This is a genomic window from Acidimangrovimonas sediminis (assembly GCF_002871005.1).
Lineage (GTDB): Bacteria > Pseudomonadota > Alphaproteobacteria > Rhodobacterales > Rhodobacteraceae > Acidimangrovimonas > Acidimangrovimonas sediminis.
Genome location: NZ_PHSN01000013.1, coordinates 125,995 through 142,096 on the forward strand (window position 1 = coordinate 125,995; position 16,102 = coordinate 142,096).

At 69.0% G+C, this 16,102-nt stretch carries 16 protein-coding genes; all 16 read right to left on the reverse strand.

Features of this window, described 5'->3' with window-relative positions; genetic code table 11:
• Positions 1–97: 97 nt before the first annotated feature.
• The gene (locus tag CVV76_RS13010; protein WP_102225091.1) at positions 98–781 is read right to left on the reverse strand and encodes a molecular chaperone DjiA; all 684 of its coding nucleotides are present in this window, start codon (positions 779–781) and stop codon (positions 98–100) included.
• A 31-nt stretch (positions 782–812) separates the two neighbouring features.
• A complete protein-coding gene (locus CVV76_RS13015; RefSeq protein ID WP_102225200.1) occupies positions 813–1,301 on the reverse strand; it encodes a GNAT family N-acetyltransferase in 489 nt (162 codons plus the stop codon).
• 2 nt (positions 1,302–1,303) lie between these two features.
• Positions 1,304–1,927, reverse strand: a complete 624-nt coding sequence (locus tag CVV76_RS13020) for a VOC family protein (RefSeq protein ID WP_102225092.1) — start codon at positions 1,925–1,927, stop codon at positions 1,304–1,306.
• Between the two features lie 118 nt (positions 1,928–2,045).
• Positions 2,046–2,741 (reverse strand): ABC transporter ATP-binding protein, encoded by a 696-nt coding sequence (locus tag CVV76_RS13025; protein WP_102225093.1) that lies wholly within the window; start codon positions 2,739–2,741, stop codon positions 2,046–2,048.
• On the reverse strand, positions 2,741–3,457 hold the full coding sequence (locus CVV76_RS13030) for an ABC transporter ATP-binding protein (RefSeq protein WP_102225094.1): 717 nt from the start codon (positions 3,455–3,457) through the stop codon (positions 2,741–2,743). The genes CVV76_RS13025 and CVV76_RS13030 overlap by 1 nt, the downstream gene beginning before the upstream one ends.
• 10 nt (positions 3,458–3,467) lie before the next feature.
• Complete coding sequence (locus CVV76_RS13035) at positions 3,468–4,403, reverse strand: branched-chain amino acid ABC transporter permease (RefSeq protein ID WP_102225095.1); 936 nt, start codon at positions 4,401–4,403, stop codon at positions 3,468–3,470.
• Complete coding sequence (locus tag CVV76_RS13040) at positions 4,400–5,323, reverse strand: branched-chain amino acid ABC transporter permease (RefSeq protein WP_102225096.1); 924 nt, start codon at positions 5,321–5,323, stop codon at positions 4,400–4,402. The genes CVV76_RS13035 and CVV76_RS13040 overlap by 4 nt, the downstream gene beginning before the upstream one ends.
• 11 nt (positions 5,324–5,334) lie before the next feature.
• The gene (locus tag CVV76_RS13045; protein ID WP_102225097.1) at positions 5,335–6,645 is read right to left on the reverse strand and encodes an ABC transporter substrate-binding protein; all 1,311 of its coding nucleotides are present in this window, start codon (positions 6,643–6,645) and stop codon (positions 5,335–5,337) included.
• 103 nt (positions 6,646–6,748) lie between these two features.
• Positions 6,749–8,137, reverse strand: a complete 1,389-nt coding sequence (locus tag CVV76_RS13050) for a hypothetical protein (RefSeq protein ID WP_102225201.1) — start codon at positions 8,135–8,137, stop codon at positions 6,749–6,751.
• Between the two features lie 40 nt (positions 8,138–8,177).
• A complete protein-coding gene (locus CVV76_RS13055; RefSeq protein ID WP_102225098.1) occupies positions 8,178–8,777 on the reverse strand; it encodes an MOSC domain-containing protein in 600 nt (199 codons plus the stop codon).
• A 21-nt stretch (positions 8,778–8,798) separates the two neighbouring features.
• A complete protein-coding gene (locus CVV76_RS13060) occupies positions 8,799–9,575 on the reverse strand; it encodes a methyltransferase domain-containing protein (RefSeq protein ID WP_102225099.1) in 777 nt (258 codons plus the stop codon).
• A 183-nt stretch (positions 9,576–9,758) separates the two neighbouring features.
• Complete coding sequence (gene ftsH, locus CVV76_RS13065; RefSeq protein WP_102225100.1) at positions 9,759–11,666, reverse strand: ATP-dependent zinc metalloprotease FtsH; 1,908 nt, start codon at positions 11,664–11,666, stop codon at positions 9,759–9,761.
• Positions 11,667–11,754: 88 nt separating this feature from the next.
• Positions 11,755–13,032 carry a tRNA lysidine(34) synthetase TilS gene (gene tilS, locus CVV76_RS13070; protein ID WP_233192859.1) on the reverse strand — a complete coding sequence of 426 codons (1,278 nt, stop codon included), beginning with the start codon at positions 13,030–13,032 and terminating at the stop codon, positions 11,755–11,757.
• Positions 13,029–13,985, reverse strand: coding sequence for a tol-pal system protein YbgF (gene ybgF, locus CVV76_RS13075; protein ID WP_102225101.1), 957 nt, complete (start codon positions 13,983–13,985; stop codon positions 13,029–13,031). Before ybgF ends, tilS begins: the two co-directional genes overlap by 4 nt.
• A gap of 29 nt (positions 13,986–14,014) precedes the next feature.
• Entirely contained in the window at positions 14,015–14,557 is a 543-nt protein-coding gene (gene pal / locus CVV76_RS13080; RefSeq protein WP_102225102.1) for a peptidoglycan-associated lipoprotein Pal, read from the reverse strand.
• A 112-nt stretch (positions 14,558–14,669) separates the two neighbouring features.
• Complete coding sequence (gene tolB / locus CVV76_RS13085; RefSeq protein WP_102225103.1) at positions 14,670–16,019, reverse strand: Tol-Pal system beta propeller repeat protein TolB; 1,350 nt, start codon at positions 16,017–16,019, stop codon at positions 14,670–14,672.
• Between the last annotated feature and the right edge of the window lie 83 nt (positions 16,020–16,102).

Sequence of the window (16,102 nt, forward strand, 5' to 3'; positions counted from 1 at the left end):
CGCTCCCTCCCTGCCCCCAGATCGCATCCCGGGTCGCATGGCCGAGACGACGCCGCCCCATCACCGGATGCCGCGACGGACCCGCCCCCGGGCAGGCTCAGGCCGCGCGCTGGCCCGAGATCTCCTCCCAGGCCGCGTTGACCGCGATCAGCCGGTCGCCCGCCAGCGCCAGCGCCTCGTCCGGCACGCCGCGGGCACGCATTCGGTCGGGGTGGCATTCCATCACCGCCCGCCGCCAGGCCGCACGCACCTCGTCGATCGGGGTATCCTCGGTCACACCCAGCACGCTGTAGGGGTCGGGCTCGGCATCCTTGACGTTCCGTGCCCTCAGTCCGCGAAAGCACCGCTCCCCCAGTTCGAAGATCTCGGCCACCCGGCGCAGGAAGGCATCCTCGGCAGGATGGTATTCGCCATCCGCCAGCGCGATGTGAAAGAGCCCCTCCATCAGGTCGATCAGCACCTGGTCGTCGTCGCGGAACATCCGCTTGATTCGCCGCGCATATTCCTCGAACCCCGCGACGTCCTGACGGGCCAGGTTGAACACCCTCGCGGCGTTGGTCTCCTCCTCCGGCGGGATCTCGAACACCCGGCGGAAGGCCGACACCTCGTCGCGCGTCACCCGCCCGTCGGCCTTTGCCATCTTGGCCCCCAGCGCGATCACTGCGATGGTGAAGGCGACCGAACGTTCCGGCGGCGTGCGCAGCTGTTCGAACACGGCGCCGAGACCCTCGCCCTTGGCGAGTGCGGCGATGGCGGCGGAGATGCGGGCCCAGAGCGACATGCCCCCATTCTAGCGGCCCCGGCCGGCGCTGTCAGGAGAGCATTTTCTGCATCAGCACAAGATCCATCCAGCGCCCGAACTTGAACCCGACCTCGGGCACCACGGCAACCTCGCGATAGCCGATCGCCGCGTGGAAGGCCCGGCCCGCCGGGTTCTCGGCACTCACCCCCGCGATCATCGAATGCGCCCCGCCCGCGCGGGCATGGTCCTCGATCGCCGCCATCAGCGCCCGGCCCACACCCCGCCCCCGCGCCTCGGGTGCCAGAATGACGGTGTGCTCCATCGACCGTGCATAGCCCGCGCCGGCCCGGAACTGGCCATAGCTCGCAAAGCCCAGCACCGCCTCGCCCTCCACAGCCACGAGGAAGGCAAGCCCCGCCGCCGCCTTCTCGGCGAAGGTCCGGACAAGCTCCTCCACGGTCTTCTCGACCGGGTTGAAGGTGACCGCCGTGTCGCGGATCACCGGGTTCCAGAAGGCCGCGACGGCCGCGGCATCGCCCGCGACGGCGGGCCGGATCAGCGTCATAGCACGCACACTCCCCGAGGTGTCTCGATCTCCGCCCGCATCCCGGGCGCGGCACCGGGTACCACCGCGACCCGGGCATCCAGGATCAGAGGCGCCAGCGCGGCCTCCAGCTCCGCCGCCCGCGGATGCGCGATCTCCAGCCGTCGCAGACGACAGCCGGTCTCCTCCAGCCGCCGCGCGGGATGGCGCGCGCCCGCGGCCTCTCCCTCCCAGCGAATCATCGCCGGAAAGCAATTGTCGAAGGGCAGCACCCCGTCTTCCGGCACCGCCATCTGCCAGTGCAGCCCGTCGCGCTCGAACGCCACCGGCGCGCCGGCCCCCTCCGGCGCCAGCGTCAGCGCCGCACCCAGATCATCGCACCGCGCGATCCAGTTCGTCACCCGCGGCACGCCCGCGAACCGGTCCAGGTCGAACCAGCGCGCCCGCCCCGGCGCCGGCGCCGCCGGATCCACCGCGATCACCTCGAGATAGAGATCCCCAAGCCCCAGCAACCGGTTGTGCGTCCCCATCCGCGCGTGCCGCCCGCCCGGCCCCGGCGCCACGCCAAGCGCCGCCTCGACCGCCGCCACGCCCGCGTCCAGCCCCGCGGCCGAGACCGCCAGATGATCGAATGTCAGCATCCCGCCCTGCCCTTCATCTTGGCCCAAATACTCCGGGGTTCTGGGCAGCGCCCCGGGGCGCGCCGCCTCGTGCCGCCGCCTCTTCTTTCTTGCCCAAATACTCCCGCCGGAGGCGCCTTCACACCCCCAGCCGCCGCAACAGGCGCCCCGGATCGGCACGCAGCGCCTCGGCCGGCACCGTTTCCACCACCCGCCCGGTCTCGAGAAACACCACGTCGTCGGCGACCGACAGCACCGCCTCCACGCGCTGCTCGACCAGCAGCACCGCCACGCCCTCGGCGCGCATCCGCACCACCACCTGCCGGATCGCCTCGATCATCGAGGGCTGCAGCCCCTCGGTGGGTTCATCCAGCAGCAGGACCTTGGGACGGATGCACAGCGCCCGCGCCGTGGCCAGCATCTGCTGCTCGCCCCCCGAAAGCGTCTGGGCGGGCTGGTCCAGCCGTTCGCGCAGGCGGGGAAAGATCTCCAGCACCTCCTCGCGGACCGCGGCGCCCGAGGCCCGGGTCCGCAATCCCACCGCCAGGTTCTCGGCCACCGTCAGGTCGGCGAACAGCCGCCGCCCCTGCGGCACGTAGCCGATGCCCTGCTGCGCCACCCTGTGCTTCGGCAGCCGGCTCACCTCCACCCCGTCCAGCATGATCCGCCCGGCCTGCAAAGGCAGGATCCCCATGATCGCCTTCATGGTCGTGGTCTTGCCCGCCCCGTTGCGCCCCAGAAGGCAGGTGATCCGCCCCGGCTGCACCGCGAAGGACACGCCGCGCAGCACCGGCACCGGGCCATAGGCCACGTCGATCCCCTCGACCTGCAACATCAGCCCGCGGCCTCCGTCCCCAGATAGGCGGCCTGCACCGCCGGGCTGGCCTGCACCTCGGCCGGCGTGCCCTCGGCCAGCACCTCGCCGAAGTTCAGCACGGTCACCCGGTCCGCCAGCTCCATCACCACCGACATGTTGTGCTCGATCAGCAGGATCGCCGTCGTGGCCGAGATCTCGCGGATCAGCGCCTTGAACGCGGCGATCTCGCTGTCGGCCAGCCCCTGCGTCGGCTCGTCGAGGATCAGCAGGCGCGGCGCCTGCGCCAGCCCCATCGCGATCTCCAGAAGCCGCTGGTGACCGTAGGACAGATCGCCCGCCACCTCCCCCGCCCTCTCGGCCAGGCCCACGCGCGCCAGCGCCTCCTCCACCGCCGCATCGACCCCGCGCCGCAGCCGCCGCCGCGCCGCCAGCGCCACGTTCTCGCGCAGCGAGAGCCGCCCGAAGACCGAGGTGATCTGGAACGTGTAGGCCATCCCCAGCCGCACCCGCCGGTGCGCGGGCAGCGCCGTCACCTCGGCCCCATCGAAGAAGATCCGCCCCTCCGACGGCGCGATCCGGCCGATCAGCATCGACACGAAGGTGGTCTTGCCCGCCCCGTTCGGCCCGATCAGCGCCCGGATCTCACCGGGCGAAAGGTCGAAATCCACGGCGTTGACCGCGCGCAGCCCGGCAAAACTGCGCCCCAGCCCGCGGGTCGAGAGGATCGCGGTCATCGCGTCCCCCTCACGGCATCGCCCGCCACAGGCGGCGGCGCAGTTCTCCGCCGATGCCACCGGGCGCAAAGAGGGTGAGGAGGATCAGCACCACCCCCACGACCAGAAGGTAGGCGCTTGTCAGGTCCGAGGCCGTGTCGACGAGGTAATACATGAACAAAGTGCCGAGGAATGGCCCGAGGATCGTTCCCGCGCCGCCCAACAGGACCCACAGGAGCGGGTAGATCGAATATTGCACGGTGGCAAAACTTGCCCCCACGTAGCCGAAGAGGATGCCGTAGCCCGCCCCCGCGACACCCGCGAAGGTGCCCGACAGGGTCACCGCCATGAGCTTCATCGCGAAGGTGTCGTAGCCCAGAAGGCGGGCGCGTTCCTCGTTCTCTCGGATCGCGATCAGCACCCGGCCCCGGCGGCTGCGCATCAGCGCGAGCGAGGCAATCAGGCAGACCCCGAACAGCACCAGCGCGGCCAGGTAGCGCGGCCCCTCCGCGCTCAGGTCGATGCTCCAGAGCTGCCGCTGCGCCTGCGCGATCACGATCCCCTGGTCGCCCCCGGTCCAGCGCGAGGCCAGCAGCAGCGCCAGGTATCCCGCCTGCGCGAACATCAGCGTGACGATCATGAAGGCCACGCCCGCAGTGCGCAGCGCCAGCGCCCCCACCACCAGCGCGACCAGCGTCGCGGCCAGCACGCCCATCGCGAAGGCCGCGCCCGGGCCGGTGCCCCACAGGTGCATCGGCATCCCCGCGCCGTACATGCCCGCGGCGAAGAACAGCGCGTGGCCCAGCGACAGAAGGCCGGTGTAGCCGAACAGGACGTTGTAGCCGATGGCAAAGCACGCCAGCACCATGACCCGCGCCATGACCCCGTGATGATAGGCCGGCAACAGGAAATGCGCGACGAGGAGCGCAGCGAGGAGCGCCCCGTGCACGAGGTAATCCCGCCTCATCGCGCGGCCTTCCCGAACAGGCCCTGCGGCCGGAAGATCAGGACGAAGGCCACCAGAAGCGTCGCCAGGATCTTCGCCAGCGTCGGCGAGAAGAAGACCGAGATCACCCCCTCGCTCAGCCCGATCAGCACAGCGGCGACCAGCGTGCCGCCGAGGCTGCCCAGCCCGCCGATGATCACCACGATGAACGACATCAGCAGCGCATCGCCCCCCATCAGGTAATGCGCCTGGGTGATCGGCACGATCAGCACACCCGCCAGCGCGGCCAGCCCCGCGCCAAGGCCGAAGACCATGGCATAGACCCGTTCCACCGGAATGCCGAAGGCCGCGGCGATCTCGCCATCCGCCTGCGTCGCCCGCATCATCAGGCCCAGCCGCGTGTGCTTCATCACCAGCCCCAGGCCCACCAGCACCGCCACCGCCGCCGCGATCACGAACAGCCGGTAGCCGGTGGTATAAAGGCCCCAGGGCCAGAACAGCTGCAGCCCGTCCTTCCATTCCACCCATGGCAGGGCAATCCGTGCGGAGAACGGCTCGGCCACCGGACGGGCATCGGCGCCGTATGTCATGAGGGTCGCCTGCTGCAGAACATATAGTAGCCCGATGGTGGCGACGATCGTCCGCTCCGGGTCATAGGAAAGCCGCTTCAGCACGGTCACGTCCACCGCCGCCGCCAAAAGCCCCACAAGCACCGGCGCCACCACCAGCGCCGCGGCAAAGCCGAGTATCGGCGAGATGCCGAGGAAGCTGGTCACCCCCCAGGCCCCGACGGCGCCCAGCATATAGAACTCGCCATGCGCCACGTTGACCACGCGCATCACCCCGAAGACGAGGCTCAGCCCCGAGGCCATCAGCGCCAGCACGGCCGCCTGCAACGCACCTTCCAGCACGGCAAGCATCAGGTGGGGACCGAACTCCATCTTGCGGCGCGTCAGAAGCTCTGCGTCGTGTAATCCACCTCGTCGGGGTACATGCCGTCCTCGATCGTGCTGGTGTGCACGACGTCGAGCCGGCCCTTCGCCACCTTCGAGACGTACTGGTGACCGAAGACCTGGTGGGTCTTGCCGTTGAACACCTTGTCGCCCTGCGGATGCTGGTCCGACGCCGGGATCTTGCCGATCTCTTCCACCGCCTCGATCAGCTTCTGGCGGTCGCCCGCATCCTTGTAGCCCGCGGCCTCCATCCCCTGCTTGATGATATAGAGCGTCTCCCAGCAGCCGAACATGTGGGCATAGGTCGACACGTCCTTGGGGTCGGCGACCGAGGCGCCGTTGTCATCCACGCCCACGGCCTTGCGGTAGGCCTTGTCGAACGCGGTCTGGTCCTTCTGGGCGTAGCGCGGATTGCCCTCCCAGAAATAGGTGCCTTCGAGGAATTCGAGGCCCGGCGAGTTCAGGTCGACCGCCTCGATGGAATCGATGAAGCCGAAGATCTCGGGGCGCGACGGCCCGAAGAATTCGCCCATCTCCTTGACGAAGGTCAGCACGGCCGGACCCACGAGGACGTGGTAGATCACCTCGGTCTCGCGCGGGATCTTGGCAAAGTACTTGGTGAAGGACGTCTCGGTCGGCGGGATCGCGATCTGCGCGATCACCTCGCCGCCGTGGGCCTTCATCGCGGGCGGGAAGTTGTCGCGGTGATCGTAGCCGAAGGCGTAATCGGGGTAGATCATCGTCACCTTCTTGCCGAGATTGCCGGCCACGAAGGGCGCCATCGCCAGAACCTGGCTCTTCACGTCGGTGATGCCGGGCTGCACGGTCCAGCGGTTGAGCTTGCCGGACGCCACGTGATGGCCCTCGGACACCACGAAATAGGGCATCTTCAGCTCTCCCGCCCGGGGGGCAGCGGCCATCACCACGTTGGAAAAGAGCGTGCCGAACGCCAGGTCGACCTTGTGCTGCGTCGCGAATTTCTCGACCACCTCGGCGGCGCGCTTGGGATCGGTGCCGTCATCTTCGGTCACCATCACGACCTCGCGGCCGTTGATGCCGCCGGCCGCGTTGATCGCCTTGACCGCGGCGATCGAGGTCCGCTCGTACCAGCGGCCGTAGGCGGCGCCGATCCCCGTGGCGTGCATCTCGAACCCCAGCCGGATCGGCGCGGCGGATTGCGCCCCGGCATAGCGCGCCCAGAGCGGCAGCGTGGCGGCCGCGGCACCGCCCGCCCCCAGCGTCCTCAGCGCGGCACGGCGCGACGGCGAATGGATCGTGTCCTCGGGTCTCAGGATGGGGGTCTTCGGCATGGCACGTCTTCCCTGTTGATCTGGACCGGCGGTCTCGACACGCCGCCGTGATGGGTCAAGCTTGTATGCACACAAATGACTTGTCGAGTCTTTCCGCCCGGACTCACGCCCCCCTGGGCGAGGCGAGCAGCCAGAGCCCGAACAGCGTATAGGCGACCATGAAAGTTGCCAATGGAATCTGACTGATCGCCGCTTTCCTGTGCGACCGGTGAAGACCGACGGCCAGCGCATGCGACATCGCGATCGCCACTACGTGGCCGATCACGACGGCGCCAGCCTCCGCGAGGAAGATCACCCGCACCGTGTCGACCGTGTTGAAGAAGCCGGTGGTGACGTAGAGCCCTGCCGTGCCGAAAAGGTTCCAGCCAAGGCCCAGCGGATCGCTGGCGGTGCGGATCGTGTACTGAATGTCGACGAGAAAGCTCGGCATGTAGTGGGCGAAGTGATACCCCAGCGCGATCGGCAGGATCGCCGGGGCGAGGCGTCGGAAGGACGTGGCGAAGGTTCCAGGCGCCCCCGCCAGCTGCGCCCCCAGCCAGACCGTCGCGGCAAAGACGGCGGTCAGTGCCGCGCAGGCCCCCACCAACCCCCAGAGGTTCTGTGCCACCACGGCCGATCGTCCGCCGAATTCCAGCGGGTTCTGCCCGATCCAGCCAAGCCACAGGAAGGTCTCGTTCAGGCCGTCGAAGCTGCCGACCGCCAGCGCGACCAGCATGGTCACCGCCAGCGCCACGGGCGGCGGCGCGAACCGCAGGTAGCGCCAGCCGGGCAGGCCCAGCCGCCAGCGCCCCCGCGCCTTGGACACGGCGGCAAGGCGCGCGTAGTTCGTCATCAGCACCGTGAGCCCCTCGGCCCGGCGCCGCCATTTGGGCCCGAATACCACCATGCCGGCGAAGTGCACCGCCCAGTAGATCGCCACCATCGGGGCGAGCTGATCGGGATCGGCGGGCGCCGGATGGGCCAGCAGCACCGCCGCGAAGGCCAGGAAGCTGGCAAGCCCCGGCCAATGCCCCAGCCAGCGGGGATAGCGCAGCAACGGCCGGGCGCCCAGCCGCCGGACAAGTGCGTAGGGGCCGCTCCATGGGTTCACCCAGCGCCAGATATCGCCGACGATCCCCTGCCAAAGCACGATGGCGACCCAGAACACCGTCCAGACCGCCTGCGGCAGCGGGTTCCGGACCGGCGTCTCGGGGCCGATCTCGCCGATCACGCACAGAAGGCCCAGGGCAAGGAAGACGGCGGCCGAGGTCCACAGCGGCCCCGCGCCGCCGCGGCCACCACTGCGACCAAGGGCAAGCGGTCTGAACAGCGAAAGCGCCCAGCGGTCGGGCAGGACCGAAACCAAGAGCACGGTCAGCACGACGCTTGCCACGCCCCCCGCCACGTAGAACCCGGTCGGCAGCAACAGCACCACCGCCTGTTCCGAGGCATGCGCCGCCGCCCGCCCCGGCAGGGCGATCAGCGGCAGGAGGAGGCAGAGCACACGCGGCATGCCGCCGATGTTCGGCACGGTCCGCCCGATTGCAAGGATTTTAGCTGTTCCGCGCCTCGGGGAGATGCGTCCACGGCCGCTGGTCGGGGATGAACAGCCGCAAGGTGTCACCCGCCCGCAGCGTACCCGGGCGTTCGACCCAGGCTGTCACGCCCCGGCGCCCCGCCGCGGCGGTCTTGAACGTCTTGCCCACGCCCGGCATCAGTTTCTCGATCACCCGGGCCGGCAGGTTGCAGGGCCGGTTCTCCATGTCGACGATCAGCGTGCAGCCATCCGGCCCCTGCAAGCGCGACGAGGGCGGGAGACGGCTGAAATCCGGCAGCCCCTCCAGCACCATGCTCGCGCCCAGCCATTCCGGGTTCAGCGCGTCGATGCCCATGCGCTCCGCCGTCTCGGCCATCTCCTCGGCCGAGAGGACGGAAAGCTGCCGGACGTTGGCGATCTCGGTATCGCGGGGATGCAGGTCGAGCACGCGCGAATCCGAAGGCCGCGTGCGGCCGCCATGGGCCTCGCCCTCCGGTCCCGCGAAGCTTAGCGTCAACCTGTCGGCCGGGGCCGAATTCAGCGCCGCATCGCGGTCGGCGACCCGGCCGAGCCAGGTAATCCGGGCGGTGAACCCGGTGGCTTTCAGTGCAGGCATTGGTTCTCCCCTGTTGAGGGGTCAGACCGTAAGCGTGAAGAACACCCGCCGGAAGGGGAAAAGCACCCCGCCGTCGTCAAGCGGCGGATAGGCCACTGACAGCGCCTCTTCATAGGCCGCGACGAATTCGTCCTGCGCGTCGGGGTCGAGCCTTTCAAGGAACGGGCGCATCGCCGTGGATTCGGTGAAGTGCCGCACGGGATGCCCCGCACCCGCGGGCGCGAGGCGCTGGACATAGTCGCTTTCCCAGGCGGTCACGGCACCCAGCGGTGCCAGCATGCGCCAGTATTCCTCGGCCGGGGCGACCGGGGCGACCCAGTCGGTGAAATCGAAGATCTCGGGGAAGAGATGCACCGCGATGTCGCGCAGGAACCGGTGCGAAGGCGCCGCGTACTGGCGCGGCATCTGCACCGCCAGCACCCCGCCGGGGGCCAGCATACCCGCCAGCCGAGGCATCAGCGCCCCGTGATCCGGCAGCCAGTGCAGCGCGGCGTTGGAAAAGATCAACGCCGGCGCCTCGTCCGGCTGCCATGCCGCGATGTCGGCCTGCGTCAACTGGGCATAGACCCCACTTCCTTCCGCCTTCTCCAGCATCGCGGGAGAGGCGTCGACACCGATCAGCGGACGGTCGGAATAGCGGGCCGCCAGCACCGGCCCGACCACGCCCGCGCCGCAGCCCAGGTCGACCACCGGCCCCGGCGGCAGGCTGCCTACCTGCGCCACGAGATCCAGCGCGGGGCGCAGGCGCAACCCCTCGAACCGTGCATAGAGACCCGGATTCCAATCGCTGCCGGCCATCAGGCGCTCCCCTTGCGACAAATCTGTATACAGATGTATACCAAATGCAATTACGTCAATCCCCGTTCGGGGGCACGGATCCTACCAGAGATGGCACCACGGCTCTGGCCATGGCGGTTCGCCCCCGGACATGAAAAAGGGCCGGAACGGATCCGGCCCCCCTCTTGTGGATTTTCGAACGCGTCAGGTGGTCTTGGGTTCCATAGGCGCCGGCGCCTTCTTCGGCTTGGTCTTGGGGATCGAGGCCACCGACACCGAGGCGCCGCTGTCGCTCTCGTCCTCGTCCGGGCCTGATTGCGGCGGCTCGCCCCGCATCACGCGCTTGATCTCCTCGCCGGTCAGCGTCTCGTATTCCAGCAGGCCCTGGGCCAGGCGCTCCCATTCCTCCTGCTTGTCTGTCAGGATCGCATGGGCGCGGTCATAGGCCTCCTGGATGAAGCGCTTCACCTCTTCCTCGATCAGCTCCTTGGTATGGGCCGAGACCGAGAACCCGCCGGTGTTGCCCTGATAACCCTCGTGCGCCTCGGCATAGTCGATGTTGCCGACCTTGTCGGACATCCCCCAGCGCAGCGTCATCGCGCGCGCCAGTGCCGAGGCCTGCTGAATGTCGCCCGCAGGCCCGTTCGACACCTCGTCCGAGCCGTATTTCAGGATCTCGGCGGCCTTGCCGGCCATGGTCATCGCCAGCTTCTGCTCGCACTCGGACTTGTGCCAGTTCAGCCGGTCGATCTCGGGCAGCGACACGACCATCCCCAGCGCACCGCCGCGCGGGATGATCGTGGCCTTGTAGACCGGGTCGCATTTCGGCAGCGCAAGGCCCACGACGGCGTGCCCCGCCTCATGGTACGCGGTCTTTTCCTTCTGGTCGGCGGTAAGGACCATGGAGCGGCGCTCCGCCCCCATCATCACCTTGTCCTTGGCGTTCTCGAAATCTTCCATCGTGACGAAACGCCGGCCAACACGCGCGGCCATCAGCGCCGCCTCGTTCACGAGGTTCGCCAGATCCGCGCCCGAGAAGCCGGGGGTGCCGCGCGCGATGATGCGCATGTCGGCATCAGGGCCCAGCGGCACCTTGCGGGCATGGACCGAAAGGATCTTTTCACGGCCCTTGATGTCGGGGTTCGGGACCGTGACCTGACGGTCGAAGCGGCCGGGGCGCAGCAGCGCCGGGTCGAGCACGTCGCGGCGGTTGGTGGCGGCAAGGATGATGACACCCTCGTTCGCCTCGAAACCGTCCATCTCGACCAGCAGCTGGTTCAAGGTCTGTTCGCGCTCGTCGTTGCCCCCGCCGTAGCCCGCGCCACGATGGCGGCCAACGGCGTCGATCTCGTCGATGAAGACGATGCAGGGCGCGTTCTTCTTAGCCTGCTCGAACATGTCGCGCACGCGGCTGGCACCGACGCCCACGAACATCTCGACGAAGTCGGAGCCGGAGATGGTGAAGAACGGCACGCCCGCCTCGCCCGCGATGGCGCGTGCAAGCAGCGTCTTACCCGTGCCGGGCGGGCCCACCAGAAGCGCGCCCTTGGGGATCTTGCCCCCGAGGCGCGAGAACTTCTGCGGGTTGCGCAGGAACTCGACGATTTCCTCAAGCTCTTCCTTGGCCTCGTCGATGCCGGCCACGTCGTCGAAGGTCACGCGGCCCTGCTTCTCGGTCAGAAGCTTTGCGCGCGACTTGCCGAAACCCATGGCACCACCACGTCCCCCGCCCTGCATCCGGTTCATGAAGAAGATCCAGATGCCGATCAGGATGATGAACGGCAGATAAAGCGACAGCATCGACAGAAAGCCCGATTGCTGCTGCGGCGTCACGTCCACCGACACGTTCTTGGCCAGAAGCTTGTCAGCCACGTCCGCGCCCTGCGGCTGGATCGTGTAATAGCGGTGGTTGTCCTTGCCGGTGATATAGACCTTCTCGCCGTCGATCGTGGCGGACTGGACAGAACCGTTGTCGACCCGGCTGATGAAGTCGGAATAGCTGATCTGGCGCGACGCAGATGCAGTCTGGCCGTTGCTGAACAGGTTGAAGAGCGCAAGGATCAGCACGAACAGGACGACCCAGAATGCGATATTTCGCGCGTTGTTGCCCACGGAGGACCTCCTCTAGGGCAGGGGCGCGCGCGCCGCGCGGGGCCCCCGCCGGAAACTTTCCCATAAGATAGAGATTAGTCGGTGGGGTTCAATGCGATAAAAGCGTCGCAAGGAAATCTTCCCGTCCCTTTTCCGGCACCAGACGCCAGTCGCCGTGATCTCCCGGCGCGCCCGGCCCGGCCAGCGGCGCCGCGATCAGCGTCGTGCCGCGCCACAGTGCAGGCGCAGCGATCAGGCTGTCGCGCGGCAGCCCGGTCTCGCGCCAGCGCGGGCAGAGCGCCAGCCCGCCTTCCCCCAGCGCGGCAAGGTGCATGTCCTTGTCGGCGCTTCCTTCCAGCCGCCAGCGCCCATCCCAGGCGGCCCCGGGCGGGGCCGTCAGCCCGGCCACCGCGTGGGCTTCGCGGGTCAGGCGCAGGGTTTCGCCGCGGGGCAGCATCAGGCAACCCGAAAGGGTGGCCTTGCGCCCCTGCAGCGCGGCGCCGAGGGCCTCGGTCAACGCGGTCAGCCTGGGGCGGTAATCCGCCGAGGAAATCCAGCCCAGGGCATGCGCCACAAGCCGCAGCCGGGTCTCTTCCGGCGCCTGCACAAGCGCCGCGCGGTCGATCACGACGTCTCCCGCCTCGATCTGCACGGCATCTTCGGCCAGCCGCAGCGCCGCCGCCTCCAGCGCCGCCCGCGCCATCGCCATCCGCCCGGCAGTCGCGGCGAGGCCCCGGGCATCGACCCCCAGCGGCGCCAGGAGCGCCAGCGCCTGGCGCGCCCGCACCCGGTCATAGGCCGGGTCGTCGTTGGTCGGATCCTCGGCCCATTTCAGCCCCCGTGCCTCCAGCACCGCGCGCAGCCGCGCCCGGGTCACCCTGAGCAGCGGACGGAGCCAGAGCATGCGGCCGGAGCGCCGCACCGGCGCCATCGCCGACAGCCCGTCGACACCCGACCCGCGCGCCAGCCGCATCAGCACGGTCTCGGCCTGATCGTCGAGGGTATGCCCCAGCGCGACCGCCGCCGCCCCCTGACCCAGCGCCCAGCCGGCAAGCAGGGCATAGCGGCCCCGCCGGGCGGCGTCGGACAGGTTGCCCCGACCATCCCAGTCCCGCCACCGCAGCGTCTGGTGCGGGATGCCCAGCCCGGCGCAGACGCGGGCCACCATCGCCGCCTCCTCCGCCGCCTCTGGGCGCAATCCGTGGTCGACCGTGGCCACCGTCAGGGCGGTGCCGTGCGACGCGGCCCAGTCGTGCAGAAGATGAAGAAGGGCGAGGGAATCCCCCCCGCCCGAAACCGCGACGCCAAGGCACGCGGGCGCCCGATCAAAGGCCTCGGCCATGGCCGAGGCCAGCGCGACCCCGGGCGCGGCCGCGCCGTCGGTCACTGGCAGCCGAGGGTCTGGCGCGCCGCCGCCGCGTCGTTCACCGCCGACGAGGCCGGGTAGCGCACCTTGACCTGCCCCAGCGTGACGCAGGCGTCCTGGGTCTGGCCCAGCTTGCCCAGCGAGATCCCAAGCTTGGTCAGCGCATCGGGCGCGCGCACGCCGTCGGGCGAGCCCGAGAAACTGTTGAGATAGGCGCGCGCGGCATCGGCCGTCTTACCCATCGCGGTCAGCGCCTGGCCACGGTAGAAATGCGCCTGCCCGGTCAGCGGACCGGCGGTATAGGTCTGCGTGAAGGTGCCAAACAGGTTCGCGGCCTGCTGGTAGTCACCCTTGTCCAGCGCCGCCTTGGCCTTGTCGAAATCGGCCTGCTCGCCGACCGCGAGATCAGGGGCATTGCCGCTGTCGGCGGTCTCGTTCGGGCTGGTCCCGCTCGCACCGCCGGCCGCGGCACCGCCGCCGCCCTGGCTGTCGTCGCTGGCGGTCAGGCCCAGCTTCGGCTGTTTCTTGAGCTTGGCGATATCGCAGCCCTTCTCAAGCTCGCACAGACGAAAGTTCAGATCGTCGATGCGCCGGCTGCCGTCGGAGACCACGACCTGAAGCCGGTGCTGGATCTCTTCGGTCTGGTTCGTCAGCTGCTGAAGCTGCGCGGTGATCGCGTCCAGACGCTCCTGCGCGCTGCCCGAGGCGGGGGCCGGCTGGCCACCGGCGCCGCCGGAGTTCAGCTCGCGCTTCAGCCCCTCGATCTGGCCGTTGAGGCCGCTCAGCTCCTTGCGGATCGAGGCCAGCGTCTGGGCGCGGTCCGAGGCGGAGGGCGCCCCGCCCTGGCTCTGGGCCAGCACGGGACCAGCCACGACACCCGCCCCCGCCACGCCAAGAAGCGTGACGAGCGCGAGACCCGCAAGCCGGCCCGCACGGGTGCGGACAGGCGGCCGGGCCGACGGTTTCGGGGGCATCTGCCGGGTCCCGCTCATGGCCCTGCGCCTCAGCTGTTGCCGCCGTTCGACAGCACCGTCACGGCGCGACGGTTCTGGGCGTAGCAGCGCTCTTCCGCGCAAAGCGCGATCGGGCGTTCCTTGCCGTAGCTGATGGTCTTCATCCGGGCGGCCGGGATGCCGTGGGCGTTGAGGAATTCCTGCACCGCGCTGGCCCGGCGGGCGCCAAGCGCGAGGTTGTATTCCCGCGTGCCGCGTTCGTCGGCGTGACCTTCGACGATGATCCCGAAGTCCGAGTTCTCCTTCAGCCACTGCGCCTGGGCCGCGAGGATCTGCTGCGCCTCGGGGGTCAGGGTCGACTGGTCCTCGTTGAAGTGCACGGTGTCACCGACACGCTGATTGAAGAAGGCGACCGAATGCGGGTTGTTGACGTCGCCAAGCGCGGCGGACGAGATGCCGTTCGCGCCGTTCATCCCGTTCATGCCGTTGGCACCGCCGGGACCCATGCCGTTCTTGTAGCGGTCGGGGTTGTTACAGGCGGCAAGACCGAGCGCTGCGACAAGCAGCAGGGCGGTGGTGATCTGGCGTTTCATCTGGGAAAGTCCCTCTGACTGTTCGTGCCTCTTTGGCACCTTGATAGCAAATCCGCCGGGTCTTGGGAACGCGCCCCCGGCGGGCGCGTCGGTAAGGTGTCAGCGATCGGCCCTAGGGCAGCAGCGGCCCCCAAGATGGGTCGGAGGCATCGCCCGGCGTCGGCACCTTCTTGAGGTTCCGGCCCGAGATGTCGACGGAATAGACCGAGGGCGCGCCGTTTTCGCCCGCCGTCTCGCGGGTGAACATCAGGACGCGCCCGTTCGGCGCCCAGGTCGGCCCCTCGTCAAGGTAGGACGCGGTCAGCAGGCGTTCGTCGGAACCGTCGGTGCGCATTACGCCGATGTGGAACCGGCCCTCGTTCTGCTTTGTGAAGGCGATCAGGTCGCCGCGCGGCGACCACACCGGCGTGGAATAGCGCCCGGCGCCAAAGCTGATGCGCGTCGCCGGCCCGCCGGTCGCCGGCATGATATAGACCTGCTGGGTGCCCGAGCGGTCGCTCTCGAACACGATCTGGCGGCCGTCGGGGGAATAGGACGGGCCGGTGTCGATCGAGGGCGTATTGGTCAGCTGCGTGCGCTGCCCGGAATTGAGGTTGAGCGCGTAGAGATCGGTGTTGCCGCCCCGTTCGAGCGAGAACACGACCGTGTTTCCATCGGGTGAAAAACGCGGCGCGAAGGTCATCGTGCCCTGCTGGTCGTCCAGCACCTGGCTCTGCCCGGTGGCAAGGTTCATCACGTAGATCCTGGGCTCGCCGCTGGCGTAGGAGGTGTAGAGCACGCGCCGCCCGTCGGGCGAGAAGCGCGGCGCCAGAACGATCGTGTTGGCGGGCGTCAGGTACTGCAGGTTGGCGCCATCGTAATCCATGATCGCGAGGCGCTTCTTGCGGTCGGACCGCGGCCCGCTTTCCGAGACGAACACGACGCGGCTGTCGAAGTAGCCGCCTTCGCCAGTCACCCGGGAATAGACCGCGTCGGCCACCTTGTGCGCCATCCGCCGCCAGGTGCCTGTGGAGCCCGCGAATTGCAGGCCCTGCCCCAGCGGCTGGCCCGAGAAGACGTCGTAGAGGCGGAACTTGACGACGATCTGGTTGCCCTGGACCGTGACCGCCCCGGTCACCAGCGCCTGCGCGTTGATCGCCTTCCAGTCGGAATATTGCACCGGCGCGTCGAAGCTGGTGACGCGGCTGATGTAGGCGCTCGCCGGGATCTCGCGGAACAGGCCCGTGCCGGTCAGGTCGGCGCTGATCACCCGGGTGATCTGGCCCGCGTAATCCTGCGCCGCGCCGTTTTCGGCGATGAACGAGGGCATCGCGAAGGGGATGGGTTCGATCACACCCTGGGTGATCTCGATCTTGAGCGGGCCCTGCCCCGGCTTTTCCTGCGCCGATGCGGCGGCGCCGGTCAGCCCCAGGAAGGCGGCCGCCAGCGTGGCGGCAAGTCCGAGCGTTCTGAAAAGTCTCATCCTGACCTCATTGTCCCGGGGTTGAAGGATGCCCGAAGGCGGCGGCGACAGCGGGCGGCGTCCTGCGGGACCGGCGGGCGATC

Coding starts and splice junctions, on each gene's coding strand:
- CVV76_RS13010 (WP_102225091.1), bottom strand. CDS start 781: ATGTCGCTCTGGGCCCGCATCTCCGCCGCCATCGCCGCACTCGCCAAG.
- CVV76_RS13020 (WP_102225092.1), bottom strand. CDS start 1,927: ATGCTGACATTCGATCATCTGGCGGTCTCGGCCGCGGGGCTGGACGCG.
- CVV76_RS13025 (WP_102225093.1), bottom strand. CDS start 2,741: ATGTTGCAGGTCGAGGGGATCGACGTGGCCTATGGCCCGGTGCCGGTG.
- CVV76_RS13030 (WP_102225094.1), bottom strand. CDS start 3,457: ATGACCGCGATCCTCTCGACCCGCGGGCTGGGGCGCAGTTTTGCCGGG.
- CVV76_RS13035 (WP_102225095.1), bottom strand. CDS start 4,403: ATGAGGCGGGATTACCTCGTGCACGGGGCGCTCCTCGCTGCGCTCCTC.
- CVV76_RS13040 (WP_102225096.1), bottom strand. CDS start 5,323: ATGGAGTTCGGTCCCCACCTGATGCTTGCCGTGCTGGAAGGTGCGTTG.
- CVV76_RS13045 (WP_102225097.1), bottom strand. CDS start 6,645: ATGCCGAAGACCCCCATCCTGAGACCCGAGGACACGATCCATTCGCCG.
- CVV76_RS13050 (WP_102225201.1), bottom strand. CDS start 8,137: ATGCCGCGTGTGCTCTGCCTCCTCCTGCCGCTGATCGCCCTGCCGGGG.
- CVV76_RS13055 (WP_102225098.1), bottom strand. CDS start 8,777: ATGCCTGCACTGAAAGCCACCGGGTTCACCGCCCGGATTACCTGGCTC.
- CVV76_RS13060 (WP_102225099.1), bottom strand. CDS start 9,575: ATGGCCGGCAGCGATTGGAATCCGGGTCTCTATGCACGGTTCGAGGGG.
- ybgF (WP_102225101.1), bottom strand. CDS start 13,985: ATGCCCCCGAAACCGTCGGCCCGGCCGCCTGTCCGCACCCGTGCGGGC.
- pal (WP_102225102.1), bottom strand. CDS start 14,557: ATGAAACGCCAGATCACCACCGCCCTGCTGCTTGTCGCAGCGCTCGGT.
- tolB (WP_102225103.1), bottom strand. CDS start 16,019: ATGAGACTTTTCAGAACGCTCGGACTTGCCGCCACGCTGGCGGCCGCC.